Below are 13062 nucleotides of genomic sequence, written 5' to 3'. Positions count from 1 at the left end.
AGGTTGTCGAGACCTCACGGCACCGGTGCCGCAGGGCTGGTTGCTCGTTCGAGCGCCCGGTACAGCCAGTAATGGGCGGCTCCGGCGGTGGTTTCTCCGGTGATGTCGGTGGTGAGCTTCCAGTACCGGTGGATGCGCGGATCGGTGTCGTTGCCGCCGTGCAGCATTCGCTGCCGGAAGCGCGGTGTGTCGCGTTCGCGGCGCGCGGTGGCGTGGGCGGCGAGGAATTGATCGAGCTCGGCTCCCGGCCGCGGTTCGACGTGGCCGACGACCAGTGGCCCTGCGATCGCACAGGCTTCGGCGACTCCGGTCAGTAGTTCTCGTTTGTCGTGGATGCCAGTGGGGTCGGGCCGCCAGAGCTGGCGTGACATCGCGGGCGCCGCCGCCGGATCGCTGGTGACGGTGACGAGTTCGGCGTAGGCGACGACTTGACGGGGAGTCGGATCGGTCGGCGGGGCCGGGATGTTCATGCCCACGAACCCGTCGAACATGTCCGACGGCAGGGGAGCGAGCAGTCGTCGCCAGAATCCGACGAGGCCGTCGTAGGCGGTGTGGCGGTCGTGCACGGTGGCGAGCAGTGCCAAGCGCGCGGCTCGTCGCATCGGTGGTGCGTCCTCGACGGCGACCAGCGAGGCCCGCCGCCATCGCAGTGCGCCCAATTCGGTGTCGAGCGCGGTCCGTTCGGCGGCCACGGCCTCGGTGATCGACACGGCGTCGGTGAGGACGCCGACGATCGTGGTGAGACTCAGGCCGAGACCGCGAAGCCTGCGCACCAACAGCACCCGATCGACCGTGGTCACCGGATCGAACAGCCGGTGGCCGCCCGAGCTGCGGTGCGGCTGGAGTATGCCTTCGTCGCAGTAGAAGCGCAGGGTGCGGACGGGCACGCCGGTCTTCTGGGACAACATTCCGATGCTCACCAAGCCGTCACGGCGCGTGTTCTCGGTCACAATCGCTGGAACCTCCACCCCACTGGAATTCCTACCGTACTGGAACGTCCACCGGGAGAAGGAGAATGCGAATGGCCGCCTACGAACCGATGACCACCGAGCAGATCTGGCTGGCTGTCGCCACCGAGCGCGCGACCATGGTCGAACTGCTGACGTCGCTGCCGGAAGCGGCCTGGGACCACGCGTCCCTGTGCGCGGACTGGCGGGTGCGTGATGTCGTCGCGCACGTGATCCTGTCCGCCCGGCCGAATCTCGGCTCGATCCTGGTCAATCTGATTCGCGCCCGCGGCGATCTCCATCGGCTGATCCGCGACACCGCCGTTCGTCACGCGCAGCGCCGCACGACCGCGCAGTTGCTCGCCGAGCTGAGCGACAGCATCGACACACGGGTCGCGGCTCTCGGCACGACCCCGGCCGACCGGCTGATGGATGTGCTCGTGCACGGCCAGGACATCGCCGTCCCCCTCGGCATCGCGCGGGTTATGCCGGTCGCCGCCGCGCGATCGGCCATCGAACGCGTCTGGGTGATGGGTTCCCCGTTCCATGCCCGCGAGAAGTTCGCCGGCTACCGGCTCGTGGCCACCGACGACGAGTGGGCCGTCGGTGACGGACCGGTGATCGAGGGGTCCTCGACGGCCTTGCTGCTGCTGGTGACCGGTCGCGCGGCTGCGCTGGAACAGCTCACCGGGGAAGGGGTGGCACGGTTGACCTCGGAGCACAGATTGCTCTAGCGATAGGTCCGGTCGGAGGTGCATCGTAGAAATTACGGAATTCGAGTCGCCACGCACCGAGGAAGGTCGTCGTGAGCAACAGCGAGAGCGAACGGGTGATCGAGTCGACGCGTCCCACTCCAGGGCGCGCGACCATCGACGAGCTGCCGCCGCTGCCTGCGGAGGCTGTGTCCGTCGTCGACCGGCTCGTGGCGCGGATCGGCAGGCGGCTGTTGCATGCGCCGTCTTGGCTTCGGCTGCGCCTGTCGGGGAGGCCGCAGGTCCGCGTCGATGGCCAAGAGCTCGATCCGGGGATCCAGCTCGCGCTGCGACTGCTGGAGCTGCGTGGCGTCGCGACGCTCGTTCCGGATTTGCGGCGGGGCCGACCCGATGTCACCGACGCGCGCGCGAGCGTTCGGCACACGGCGGCGGCGTTCACGCTCGACAGGACCGAGGTCGGCGGCGTCCGGGATATCGAGATCGAGGGCGCCGACGGTCCGCTGCGCGCACGGCACTACCGGCCGTTCCCGTCGGGCACCTCCGGCGCGCCGCCTCTGCTGGTGTTCTTCCACGGCGGCGGGTACGTGCTGGGCGACGTGAACACCCACGACGAGCCGTGCCGCATGCTGTGCCGTTACGCCGAGGTGCAGGTTCTGTCCGTCGACTATCGGCTCGCACCCGAGCATCCGTTCCCGGCCGGGGTCGACGACGCGCTGGCCGCATTCCGGTGGGCTGTCGCGCACGCGTCGGCACTCGGCGCCGACCCGGAGCGCATCGCAGTCGGCGGAGACAGCGCCGGTGCGACCTTGTGTGCCGCGATCGCTCAGGTCACCACGCGCGAGGGCGGCCCGGTCCCCGCGCTGCAACTCCTGCTGTACCCCTCGATCGATCTCACAGAGGCCCGGACCACCTCTGATGAACTGTTCGCCGAAGGCTTCTATCTGACCGACGACGATCGGCAGTGGTGCCGTGGGCACTACCTGTCGGGGCCGGGGAACGCCGACGGTTCCGACTCGCGCACCTCACCCGCGTTGGCCGAAGATCTGTCCGGTCTGCCACCGGCCATCCTTATCTCCGCGGCCTTCGACCCCTTGCGCGACGAGGACGAGGCCTATGCCGCCGCACTGCGCGCCGCCGGGAATCGGGTTGTGCTGCAACGCGCTCCGGGATTGATTCACGGTTTCCTCAACATGACGGTAGTGCCGAGCGCGCGTGACGCCGTCTTGCAGATCGCCGGAATGCTCCGCGCGGGACTTGGAGCGTAGGGGGTATCTCTTCGACACGGCCGAGCGTCGACTCCCCGCTACTCTGGACCCGCGCCTTCCTTTTCCATCCCTACCAACGCGGCGATCGACTCGGTGCCGGGTTCGGGAGGCAGGCGGAGCGCCCTGACGGCGAATGAGATGGCGTGGTACCAACCGCAGATCAGGACCAGCTCGAGCGCGGCATCTTCATCGGTGACGGCGGCCAGGTTCGCCCAGGTCTCGTCGGAGAGATCGAAGGTCGCATGGAGCTCGTCGACCGCTTCGAGCACGGCACGGTCAGTCGCGTCCCAGCAGGCGTCCGCGGGCTTTCCGGTCGCGAGGGACCTGAGCTGTGCGGCGTCGAGTCCCGCCTTCTCGGCGAAGCCCGCGACGTGCACGGCCCATTCGTAGTCGGCGCCACACAGCGCGGTCGTCCGGTCGATGACCAGCTCGCGCTGGCGGAGGGTGAGAGCGGAGCGCCGGGAGAAGTAATAGCTTCCCCAGCCCGCGATGGAGCGAGCGAGCTCCGGCCGCCGTGCCCACACCCGGAACAGCTGGATGGGTGAATGCCCGAGGAGCTCGAGAGCTGCGCCGGCTTCTTCGTCGTACGGCGGTGAAAGCGGTTCGATTCGTGGTTGCTTCGATTTCAGAGGCATTAACACATGCTAGCTTTGATGCTTCGGAAAGGGAAGCAGATGACAGGACCAACACCACTCCCCGGCCGCAAGGTCCGCGGCTCACGCACGGGCCGCCCGATCATGGCGCTCCTCGACCTCCTGGGCCGGCGCTGGGCGCTGCGAGTCCTGTGGGAGCTACGAGACGACTCGACTCCAACCTTCCGTCAACTACAGCAGCGATGCGACGGCGTCTCCTCGAGCGTCCTGGCAGACAGGCTTCGTGAGCTTGGGCAGGCCGACCTCGTCGAGCACGCCGGCGAGGGCTACCTGCTCACCGGACAGGGCAGGACCCTTCTCGAATGTCTCGCCCAGCTCGACGCGTGGGCCGCTGACTGGCGACCCAAGGCAGCGGACTGGCAGCCGTGACAACCCGCCCGTGTCGCTGCGCCGAAACCGTCCTTACTGTCGGGCCAGTGCTTCGCGACGAATCCACCGGAACAGCGTGGGGTTGTCTACGGTGGTGATGACGCCGACCGCTGTGCGCAGGTGGCGGTCGTCGTCCAGCACGGCCAGCAGACTCGCCGCCAGATCCACACGGGCGGTGAACCGTCCGTCGGCGTGGCCTTCGACGACGGTGTAGTCGGTGACCGACGGCAGGTGGTAGAGCCCACTCGGGCGCACGATCGTCCAGTCCAGATCGGTGGCGCGGATCAGCGTTTCCATTCGCCGCATGTCGTCATAGAGGGTTTTGCCCAGCACCCGCGTCACATACGGGAGCAGCACCCGGTTGAACAGGATCCCACCGTCGGAGTACGGGTGTGGATCGACCCCGCTGGAGCTGACCACGGCGAGCCGACGCACCCGATGCCGCTGCATCGCCGCGACGATATTGGCCACACCGCGCGAATAGGTGCTGATCGGTTCCTTCCCGGCGGGTACCCCGAGCGTCGACAGCACCGCATCCCGCTGCGCCACGGCGGCATCGACGGCCGCAGGATCGAGCACGTCGGCGCCCACCACCTCGAGCCGATCATGGTGCAGCGGAAACGATTTCGGCTGCCGGGTGACCGCAGTGACCTGATGCCCGGCAGCCAGTGCCTGACCGGTCAGCAGACGACCGGTGGGACCATTGGCGCCGAAGACGGTGATACGCATGACGGTTGTCCTTCCTAGAAGCTGGAGAAGGGTAGTGGGGCGAACACAAGTGCCCGGCAGCCGCGCACCTGTGACGGCGCGGCCCTGTGACGAGCACCACCACGTCCGGGTGTCACACAGCGGTCGGTGCTCGCTACTGATGCATGACATCGTCGACGAAGCCCGGCAGACAGGACCACACCATGAGCGACGGCGAACGCACCGCCCCCGCCACCGAGACCTTCGTCGCCCACCGCAACCTGCTGTTCACCATTGCCTATGAGATGCTCGGCTCAGCCGCCGACGCCGAGGACGTCCTGCAGGAGACCTGGCTGCAATGGGCAGCCGTCGATCTCGGCACGGTGCGCGATCAACGCGCCTTCCTGGTCAAGATCACCTCCCGGCAGGCGATCCGGCGACTGCGCACCCTGGGCCGCCGCCGGGAGTCCTACGTCGGCCCCTGGCTGCCCGAGCCGCTGCTCACCACGCCCGACGTCGCCGAGGACGTCGAGCTGGCCGACAACCTCTCGATGGCGATGCTGCTGGTGCTCGAAACGCTCGCCCCGACCGAGCGAGCGGTATTCGTGCTGCGCGAAGTGTTCGGCATCGCCTACGACGAGATCGCGCACACCGTGGCCAAAAGCCCGGCCGCGGTCCGCCAGATCGCCCATCGCGCTCGCGCACACGTCGCCGCGCGCCGGCCGCGCGGAGCCGTGACTGCGGTCGAGGCCCGGCAAGCGCTCGGAGCGTTCCAACGAGCCGTCGAAGCCGGCGATCTACAGAGCCTGCTCGACATCCTGTCGCCGGATGTCGTCTTCCTGGGCGACGGCGGCGGAGTCAAGCAGGCAACGCTGCGGCCCATCGTGGGCGCCGATCGCGTGCTACGTGTGGTGAGCGGCGGCACGGGCTGGATGGGTGGGCCGTCCTCGGCCGAACCCGCTCACGTCAACGGCTGGCCTGCACTGGTCATCCGACTCAACGGAGAGATCGACGGCGTCGTCGCGGTGCGGATCGACAACGGCCTGGTCACCGGGCTCTACTACGTGCGCAACCCCCACAAGCTCGAGCACCTTCACCGGGAAACCACACTGGACCGTTGACGCCCAGGACGACCGGCCCGAAGCCGTCGTCGCACCGATGCTGCTGTCCAGGCGCGGTACCCAGGCGAGTGGAATGGGGGCACGGTCCACGTTGTGGTCGGGTTCGGTCTGGCATTCGGCCTTTTCGGACCTGCGGCGGTATCCGTTCTGCTCGCAAATTCACTGCCAGCTCCAGCATCGCAACCGCCGGTCCCGGTGCCTGGGCCACCGCCCCCTCCCCGGGCCCAGAACCCACGCCTGCCGCATAGGGACTGAGTGATATCGCGACCGTTCCTCATTCCGAGTTCCGTGTGCGGCGCCCACGTCATCGGGTCGGCGGCTCACAAAGGCCACCTGATCACCGGACCCGGTGAACGTTCCCGGTCGGAGTGCGGTACTGGCCTGCCGGAAGATCAACAGCCCGAAAACATCTCAGGCCACTACTCGCCGTCGACGGTGCGAGCTCATGCCGATGTGCGCACGGGCTGCACTCTTCGAGCCGATTGGACCTTCAACGTCTGGATCAGTGGCTCAGGGACCCAACCTTTTCAGAGGAAAACGCGAGCGATCTCCAGCCACTTCCGTGCGTCTTCGCCGACCGCCGCGAGGTCGGTCTCGGCCAGTGGCCTGCGTTGGGTGACTCGAAGGCAGAAGTCGAGGGCACTGCCTCGCACCCGTTGCCCGGCATCTTCTGGACCCCAGACCCAGGTCTGGCCGTCGGGACCGGTCAGCTCGACACGAAACGGCTCTGCCGGAGTAGGCAATTGGGCCGCGTAGAACGACAGCTCTCGCCCTACGACTCCCAAGGAGGCCACATGCCGCAGCCGACCCGTCGGACGGCGCGAGACACCCAGCGCATCGAAAACGTCCTGCCCGTGAGCCCACGTCTCCATCAGTCGAAGCGGCACCATCAGCGCGGCGGTCAACTGCGAGCCGTACCACGGAAACCCATGGTCCAGTGGAACATCACGCAGCGCCGCCGCCACCTCGGTTCGACCGGCACGCCATTGTTCCAGCAGTACCGATCGCGGTTTCGCAGCTCCCGCGGCAGCGTCGAGATCAGCGTATCGACTGCCTGCGGCTTCGGCCTGCTTCAGCACGGCGTCGAACGCCTCCGGGGTTCGTATCGCGATGAGAACGTTCGCATCAGCAGCAGCAAGATGAGCGATCTGGTGGGCGATCGTCCACCCCACTGCCGGCGTGTCGTTGGACCAGTCGGCCTGCGCTGACACCAAGGCGTCGAGCTCATCTCCTTCAGCCACCAAGTCGGGCAGAGCCCGATCGCGCTCCACATCGGACGTATCAAGACCGTAATCCAACATCCAGTATCACCTTCACGCGCATGGTCGAACATGATCACCACCAAGATAGACGCCGACCGTGCCACACAGCCGGCGCATCTGGAAATGCCGCATATCGGTCGTTCGAGAATGCGGCGTCCGCCAATTTCTCTCTTCCGCACGGTCGGGCGTTGACTCCCCGTCGCGGCTCGTGTTCTGTGGTGGGAAGAAGACGAGGGAGCGAAATGTACTCGGCGGTCGAATCTTTCACGTTCGAGCTATCAGTGATCACCTCACAAGTCGTCGAAGGGCAGCGGAATTGATCGCGATCAGAGACGCCTACCTCGAGGCAGCGGCGTCGGCGGCGGCGCTGCTTGGGGATCCAGCGGTGGCCGCGGCGTGGGACCGGCCCAGCGCGTTGCGGGAATTCAGCGTGCACGGGCTCGCAGGCCATCTGGGGTCGCAGGTCCTGCACGTGTCCCGGCTGCTGGAGACCGAGGCTCCGGACGAGAAGCCGCTGACGGTTGCCGAGTTCTTCGCCGGGGCTTCCGCGTTCGACGCCGAGGTGGACGCGGAGATCAGCGTGCGCATCCGGCACGGCGGTGAGGCCGCGGCGGTCGAGGGTGCGAAACCCTTGGTCGGCGAAGTCGAATCGGCGATCGCTCAGCAGCGGGTGGCGCTGGCGGCCGAACCGGCCGACCGGGTCGTCGAATTCGTCGGAAAGGCGATGCTTCTCGACGATTTCCTGCTGACACGCCTGATGGAGATCGTCGTGCACTCCGACGATCTGGCGGTGAGCGTCGACATCACGACGCCACCGTTCCCACCGCAGGTCTTCGAACCGGTGCTGGACCTGCTGTCGCGACTCGCGGTGGTTCGACACGGACAGCAGGCTGTGCTGCGCGCACTGAGCCGAGCCGAACGCGCCCCCGGAACAATCGCAGCCATCTGAGCCTGTGTCGAAATCAGGAGCAACGCTGCTCGCGGGCGCGCAAGGCCACCGGCGCGGCTCAGTACGGCATATCCACCGGCAGCACGGCGAGCTGGGCGATATTGACCCCTGACCGCCGACTGGCGACGAAGGCGACGATCTCGGCGATATCGTCCGGCGACATCATCGTCACCGTGCCCGCCATCTCGGTCAGCTGCGCGGCGAAGTCCGGGTCGGCGACCTGACCGCCGATCTCGGTGCCGGTCATCCCCGGTTCGACCGCGCTGACGCGAATCCCCTTCGGCCCCAGATCGGTACGCAAGTTGCGAACCAGGTGGCTGACGGCCGCCTTGGTGGCGAAGTACACGCTGTAGCCGGGGTAGGCGACCTGGGCGCCCAGCGAGGAGATCGCGACGAGGTCCACCTGGCCGCCCCGTTCGGCCGCGGTGAGCAGCGCGGGCAGGAAGGCATCGACGGTGTGCAGCACGCCGTTGAGGTTGACTTCGATCTGGTGCTGCCACAGGTCGGTGCGCCGGGCTTGCGGTAGGGCGGGCTGCATGACACCGGCATTGGGCACCAGCAGATCCACCGTCCCCAGCGCCCGATCGATCTGCTCCGCCGCGTTCGCCAGGGCGGTCGGATCGGTGACATCGGCGGCGATCGCGAGCGCGGTGCCGCCCGTGGCGGCGATCTCCTCGGCCAGGTCGGCGATGCGGTCCTTGCGCCGGGCCAGCAGCGCCACCGAGGCGCCTGCGGCGGCCAGCTCGCGCGCCGTCGCGGCGCCGATGCCGGAGGACGCACCGGTGACGACGGCGACGCGTCCGGCGAGAGGCTGAGTGGTCATATTTCGCTCCGTTCGATTCGGCCCGGCCAGTGCCGGTGACATCGCCATCGTGTCGCCGGGCGACCAGGGCGAACCAGGTCCGCCGTGAACGCGGGTCCGGTGTGCCTGGGTCCGGCAGTACCAGGCTGGCCCGTCGGGCGTGGCCGATAATCGGCTCATGAGCAGAAACCGGGAACTCGGCGAATTCCTGCGCAATCAGCGCGCCCGACGGATGCCCGAACCGGGCGCGGTCTGGTCGGGCACCCGCCGGGTGGCCGGAATGCGGCGCGAGGAGGTGGCGCAATCGGCCGGGGTGAGCGTCGACTACTACGTGCGGCTCGAACAGGGCCGGATCGGCGCCGTCTCCGAGGAAGTGCTCGACGCGGTCGCCGGTGCGCTACGGCTGACCGATACCGAACGCGCACACCTGTTCCGGCTGGCCGCCCGTCGGCGGTCCGCGCCGGGCCGGGAACACCGCGCCCGGATCGATCCCGGTCTGCAACGCCTGCTCGACTCGTGGCCGACAACGCCCGCGCACATTCTCGACCACCGGATGAACGTGGTGGCCGCCAACGACCTGTGTCTCGGCCTCTTCGCCGGTGCGGGCTGGGACCTGACCGGTGAATCCAACGGCGCGCGACTGGTATTCCTCGATCCAGCCGCCCGCGAGTTCTATCTCGAATGGGCCGAGAAGGCGGAAGGGATCGTCACCTACCTGCGGCTGGCCGCGGGCCGTCATCCCGGTGACACCGAATTGTCGGCTCTCGTAGGTGAACTCGCCGTCGCGAGCCCCGAGTTCGCGACCTTGTGGGCGGCGCACCTGGTGGCGGAGAAGGGCAGCGGGACGATGCGGGTGCGCCATCCCGTGGTCGGGGTGATCACGCTGCTGTTCCACGGTTTCCCGGTGCCCGGCGACACCGATCTCACCTTGGTCACCTTCACCCCGGCCACGGCCGCCGACGAAGAGGCGATCCGCCTGCTCGGCAGCTGGACCGCACCGCAGCCGTCACCGGACGAGCGGGAATCGGCTGTAGCGGAAGCCGATCCGGCCGTGCGACGCGACATCGGCTAGTGCTGCGTTCCTCGGCGGCCGCGCGGATGCGGCGTGTGATCGAACTCTTCGTGGAGGCGAATTCGATCCGGGAATCCGAAGCGGACACTATGGTTCCGATGCGTGATTCGTACTTCTGGGACGGAATGTCGATACTGTCGTCGCTGTGCCGGGAGAGTCGCGAAGCGGAATCTTTCTCGGAATGGGCGGGTTTCCGTGAGCGGATCGTCGCGCTGATCCGGTCGAATGGATGGGCGTTCCACAACTACATCGAGACCACCGCGGACAAGGCGCGCGGTTCCGGTGCTGATGGTTGGGCGAGTTGGTCCGCGGCGTGTGAATTGCGGTCCGCGGTGCAGTTCGTGCTGGACGAACTCGGTGGTCCGGCACTGTTCTACGCCGGTGGCTACGACGTCGAGTTGCTGGAGGAGGCCGACGAGAGCTTCAGGGAGCAGGCTTCGTGGGTGGCGCCGGGGCCGGGGTATCGCCCTCCGGCGGGCACCCCGGACAGTCACTGGTGGTGGCTTCTACCGCGGTTTCCGTGAGCATCCCGCTTGCGAATACTGCGCTCCTCCAAGGCATCCCGTGTTCGTGCGGGAAGACCAGCGAAGCTCTCCGACGTGTCGGTGGATTCTCCGCAACCTTGCACGATGATGCCCCGCTATACAGACTTGCACGAATTGCACACGAATATTGCAGGTGCCCAACAGCATTCGCGATCCGCGATGCTTCGCGCCGCCGCGACAACTTATCGACCGACTGTTACGGTCTTCGCGTCCAATAGCTTCAACGGGATGAGAACCGAAATGACAGTTGACGCAACTGATTCGACACCCACGGACGAAACGCCGCTGTGGTTGCAGGGCCGGGATGCCGTGGTCGCGGCCGCCGCGGCCGAGGATTGGCGCGACGGCGCACCGGACTACCGGCTGACCGATGAGATCGTGCCGCGGGAGCGGATCACCGAACACGCACCGGGATCGCTGGAAGCGATCGTCGAGGATCTGGTGCGGGTCTTCGAGATGGAGGTCTCGCACAAGAAGGATCCGGCGACATGGGTGTCGCTGGTGGCCGAGCACTACCGCGGCCGTGTGAACGGCGGCCCCTGGCAGGATGCGGAGGAATTCGCGCGGATCGGGAGCTACAACATCCTGATCGGCGACAACCCCTACTATGAGGCCGCAGCCGAGACCTTCGAAAGCTCACACAAGATCTTCCACACCGCCTTCCCGAACGGCTTCTTCTGGGAGGTGCTGGAGGTGCTGTCCGGCCCGCCCACCGTCAGCTTCCGCTGGCGGCACTGGGGCAGCTACGACGGCCCGTACCGGGAGCACCAGCCCACCGGAGCGACGATCGAGATGTTCGGCGTCACGATTGCCAGGGTCAGTGAGGATCTGCGCATCCTCGAGCTCGAGCATTTCTACGACAACAACCAGCTGCTGAGCCCACTGGCCCACGGCTGCCCGGTTTCCAAGTCCTGACCGCGCCTTCCGGATCGGGCGTGACGCTGAGCTCGCTCCGGGAGTTCAGGATTCGCGGCGCGGCGGCAGCTCCGCCCGCCGAGTAGGTCGGCACCCGGCTCACGTTCTCCGCGCTGTCGCAACTCGCGGTGGTCCGACACGGCCAGCCGGGCGTCGCGGCCGAAAGCCGTTGGTCTCCAGCGTAAGACGGACTCGAGCGTGCTATGCGCCATCGAGTGTGCACGCGCGGCAGCAAATCCGATCCCGGGGCACCGGTGGCAGACGAATTGGGGGCATTCGCGACTTACCTCCAGCCGGTAGCTTTCCGACCGGATATCCGGCGGTGATATCCGGCGAGGACGGTCAACAGATGAGCGACGAAGGCACCCCACCACATCCGGAGTTGGTGGAGCGGCTGGTACGGCATTTCAGCGCGGTCACGGCGACCCGGCTCGGACCGGACGACGACTACTTCGGTATGGGCCTGGTGAATTCGCTGCGGGCACTGGAGATCGTCGCCTATCTCGAGCGCACCTTCGACTTCGAGATCGATATCGACGATCTGGATCTGGACAATTTCCGGACCGCGCGGCGGGCCGCCGCGTTCGTCACCCGCAAGTGCGGGACCACCGCCGACCTCGGTGCGGACAGGTGAGCGAACTACCGGCATTGCTGCATCGCGCCGCCGCGGGCGCGGCCGAATGGGACAGCACGGGGATGCCCCGCGAGATGGTCGCCGCCGCAGCGGAGGCGGGCGTGCTCGGCATGGATCGACCGGCGCGCTACGGCGGTCGCGGCGCGGATGCGCTGGCAACCGGCCGGGCGGCCGCCGCGTTGGGCGCGGTGTGCACGTCGCTGCGCTCGCTGTTCACGGTGCAGGGCATGGTCGCCGCGACGGTCGATCGCTGGGGCGCCGCCGAGCAGCGCACGCGCTGGCTGCCCGCGTTGACGGGTGGTGAGTTGGTCGCGGGGCTCGCCGCAACGGAAGCTGTTGCAGGCAGCAATCTTTCGGGAATCACAACTCGGTTCACCGGTGCGGGGCCCGAGCGCCGCGTGTCGGGCCGCAAGATGTGGGTCACCTTCGGGGCGCTGGCGGATGTGGTGCTGGTGGCGGGACGATCCGACGACGGCCCGGTCGCCGCGCTGGTCGAGACGGACCAGCCCGGCGTGCACGTCGAACCGGTCACCGATCAGCTGGGCATGCGAGGCGCGCGCATCGCGCATCTGACCTTCGACGCGGCGCGGGTGCCCGCCGAGAACGTCCTCGCCCGACCGGGTTTCGGCCTGTCTCACGTGCTGGGAACCGCACTCGACCACGGCAGGTACACGATCGCGTGGGGCTGCACGGGAATGGCGCGGGCATGCCTCACCGATGCCGCGGCGCACGCGCGCGACCGGATCCAGAGCGATGTCCGGCTTGCCGACCACCAGTCGGTGCGCGCCATGCTCGGGCGCAGCTGGGTGGACGTGGAGGGCGCGGAGGCGCTGTGCACCCGTGCGGCGCGCGACCGTGACGACCGCGAGCCGACCGCGCAGCTCGCCACCATCGCCGCGAAATACGCCGCAGCGGCGGCAGCGGCGTCGGCGAGTGACCGCGCGGTGCAGATACTGGGCGCCGCGGGCTGTGCCCCCGGTAGCCGGGCGGGGCGCTTCTATCGCGACGCCAAGATCATGCAGATCATCGAAGGCGCCCGCGAGGTCGCCGAACAGGATCTGGGTGAGTTCGTGCTGCGGTCCGTCGGGGAATCCCGCGCCGCGTCGGCTGTAGTGGCCGGGAGGTGAC

Annotated in this window: 15 protein-coding genes; 10 read left to right on the top strand and 5 right to left on the bottom strand. The window is 67.8% G+C overall.

Going from position 1 to position 13062, the window contains the following annotated elements; all coding sequences use genetic code 11:
* Window positions 1-14: 14 nt before the first annotated feature.
* Window positions 15-950: a helix-turn-helix domain-containing protein gene (locus AC3EO7_RS28875; protein WP_435592950.1), complete on the bottom strand. Its 936-nt coding sequence runs from the start codon at window positions 948-950 to the stop codon at window positions 15-17.
* 71 nt (window positions 951-1021) lie between these two features.
* Here AC3EO7_RS28875 and AC3EO7_RS28870 point away from each other — a divergent pair, with 71 nt between their 5' ends.
* Window positions 1022-1681, top strand: a complete 660-nt coding sequence (locus tag AC3EO7_RS28870) for a maleylpyruvate isomerase family mycothiol-dependent enzyme (protein WP_435592949.1) — start codon at window positions 1022-1024, stop codon at window positions 1679-1681.
* Window positions 1682-1752: 71 nt separating this feature from the next.
* On the top strand, window positions 1753-2925 hold the full coding sequence (locus AC3EO7_RS28865) for an alpha/beta hydrolase (protein ID WP_435592948.1): 1173 nt from the start codon (window positions 1753-1755) through the stop codon (window positions 2923-2925).
* A gap of 38 nt (window positions 2926-2963) precedes the next feature.
* On the opposite strand, the gene AC3EO7_RS28860 is transcribed toward AC3EO7_RS28865, so the two are convergent.
* Window positions 2964-3560: a carboxymuconolactone decarboxylase family protein gene (locus tag AC3EO7_RS28860; protein ID WP_435592947.1), complete on the bottom strand. Its 597-nt coding sequence runs from the start codon at window positions 3558-3560 to the stop codon at window positions 2964-2966.
* 39 nt (window positions 3561-3599) lie between these two features.
* Here AC3EO7_RS28860 and AC3EO7_RS28855 point away from each other — a divergent pair, with 39 nt between their 5' ends.
* The gene (locus AC3EO7_RS28855; RefSeq protein WP_431971764.1) at window positions 3600-3947 is read left to right on the top strand and encodes a winged helix-turn-helix transcriptional regulator; all 348 of its coding nucleotides are present in this window, start codon (window positions 3600-3602) and stop codon (window positions 3945-3947) included.
* Window positions 3948-3980: 33 nt separating this feature from the next.
* Here AC3EO7_RS28855 and AC3EO7_RS28850 read toward each other — a convergent pair whose 3' ends face one another.
* Entirely contained in the window at window positions 3981-4676 is a 696-nt protein-coding gene (locus AC3EO7_RS28850) for an NAD(P)-dependent oxidoreductase (protein ID WP_435592946.1), read from the bottom strand.
* A gap of 182 nt (window positions 4677-4858) precedes the next feature.
* On the opposite strand from AC3EO7_RS28850, the gene AC3EO7_RS28845 reads away from it, so the two are divergent.
* Entirely contained in the window at window positions 4859-5755 is an 897-nt protein-coding gene (locus AC3EO7_RS28845) for an RNA polymerase sigma-70 factor (protein ID WP_435592945.1), read from the top strand.
* 527 nt (window positions 5756-6282) lie between these two features.
* Here the strand turns inward: AC3EO7_RS28845 and AC3EO7_RS28840 are convergent.
* Window positions 6283-7056: a TIGR03084 family metal-binding protein gene (locus AC3EO7_RS28840; protein ID WP_435592944.1), complete on the bottom strand. Its 774-nt coding sequence runs from the start codon at window positions 7054-7056 to the stop codon at window positions 6283-6285.
* Between the two features lie 277 nt (window positions 7057-7333).
* Between AC3EO7_RS28840 and AC3EO7_RS28835 the strand changes: the two genes are divergently transcribed.
* Window positions 7334-7966 (top strand): maleylpyruvate isomerase N-terminal domain-containing protein, encoded by a 633-nt coding sequence (locus AC3EO7_RS28835; RefSeq protein WP_431971768.1) that lies wholly within the window; start codon window positions 7334-7336, stop codon window positions 7964-7966.
* A 58-nt stretch (window positions 7967-8024) separates the two neighbouring features.
* Here the strand turns inward: AC3EO7_RS28835 and AC3EO7_RS28830 are convergent, their stop codons facing one another.
* On the bottom strand, window positions 8025-8789 hold the full coding sequence (locus AC3EO7_RS28830; RefSeq protein WP_435592943.1) for an SDR family oxidoreductase: 765 nt from the start codon (window positions 8787-8789) through the stop codon (window positions 8025-8027).
* Window positions 8790-8946: 157 nt separating this feature from the next.
* On the opposite strand from AC3EO7_RS28830, the gene AC3EO7_RS28825 reads away from it, so the two are divergent.
* The 5 genes from AC3EO7_RS28825 to AC3EO7_RS28805 all read left to right on the top strand — a co-directional run bounded on the left by AC3EO7_RS28825 (window position 8947) and on the right by AC3EO7_RS28805 (window position 13061).
* The gene (locus AC3EO7_RS28825; protein WP_431971770.1) at window positions 8947-9840 is read left to right on the top strand and encodes a helix-turn-helix transcriptional regulator; all 894 of its coding nucleotides are present in this window, start codon (window positions 8947-8949) and stop codon (window positions 9838-9840) included.
* Between the two features lie 98 nt (window positions 9841-9938).
* Entirely contained in the window at window positions 9939-10364 is a 426-nt protein-coding gene (locus AC3EO7_RS28820; RefSeq protein WP_431971771.1) for a hypothetical protein, read from the top strand.
* A 75-nt stretch (window positions 10365-10439) separates the two neighbouring features.
* On the top strand, window positions 10440-11300 hold the full coding sequence (locus AC3EO7_RS28815; RefSeq protein ID WP_488186294.1) for a SnoaL-like polyketide cyclase: 861 nt from the start codon (window positions 10440-10442) through the stop codon (window positions 11298-11300).
* Between the two features lie 349 nt (window positions 11301-11649).
* Window positions 11650-11934 (top strand): acyl carrier protein, encoded by a 285-nt coding sequence (locus tag AC3EO7_RS28810; protein WP_431971772.1) that lies wholly within the window; start codon window positions 11650-11652, stop codon window positions 11932-11934.
* Window positions 11931-13061: an acyl-CoA dehydrogenase family protein gene (locus tag AC3EO7_RS28805; protein ID WP_435592942.1), complete on the top strand. Its 1131-nt coding sequence runs from the start codon at window positions 11931-11933 to the stop codon at window positions 13059-13061. Before AC3EO7_RS28810 ends, AC3EO7_RS28805 begins: the two co-directional genes overlap by 4 nt.
* Window position 13062: the final 1 nt, after the last annotated feature.

Source organism: Nocardia sp. bgisy118, assembly GCF_057708605.1.
This window is presented reverse-complemented; position numbering and strand designations above follow the sequence as displayed.

What these genes read in the sequence shown, in the direction of transcription:
- AC3EO7_RS28870 (WP_435592949.1), top strand. Translation starts at nt 1,022, where the DNA reads ATGGCCGCCTACGAACCGATGACCACCGAGCAGATCTGGCTGGCTGTC.
- AC3EO7_RS28860 (WP_435592947.1), bottom strand. Translation starts at nt 3,560, where the DNA reads ATGCCTCTGAAATCGAAGCAACCACGAATCGAACCGCTTTCACCGCCG.
- AC3EO7_RS28855 (WP_431971764.1), top strand. Translation starts at nt 3,600, where the DNA reads ATGACAGGACCAACACCACTCCCCGGCCGCAAGGTCCGCGGCTCACGC.
- AC3EO7_RS28850 (WP_435592946.1), bottom strand. Translation starts at nt 4,676, where the DNA reads ATGCGTATCACCGTCTTCGGCGCCAATGGTCCCACCGGTCGTCTGCTG.
- AC3EO7_RS28845 (WP_435592945.1), top strand. Translation starts at nt 4,859, where the DNA reads ATGAGCGACGGCGAACGCACCGCCCCCGCCACCGAGACCTTCGTCGCC.
- AC3EO7_RS28840 (WP_435592944.1), bottom strand. Translation starts at nt 7,056, where the DNA reads ATGTTGGATTACGGTCTTGATACGTCCGATGTGGAGCGCGATCGGGCT.
- AC3EO7_RS28830 (WP_435592943.1), bottom strand. Translation starts at nt 8,789, where the DNA reads ATGACCACTCAGCCTCTCGCCGGACGCGTCGCCGTCGTCACCGGTGCG.
- AC3EO7_RS28825 (WP_431971770.1), top strand. Translation starts at nt 8,947, where the DNA reads ATGAGCAGAAACCGGGAACTCGGCGAATTCCTGCGCAATCAGCGCGCC.
- AC3EO7_RS28820 (WP_431971771.1), top strand. Translation starts at nt 9,939, where the DNA reads ATGCGTGATTCGTACTTCTGGGACGGAATGTCGATACTGTCGTCGCTG.
- AC3EO7_RS28810 (WP_431971772.1), top strand. Translation starts at nt 11,650, where the DNA reads ATGAGCGACGAAGGCACCCCACCACATCCGGAGTTGGTGGAGCGGCTG.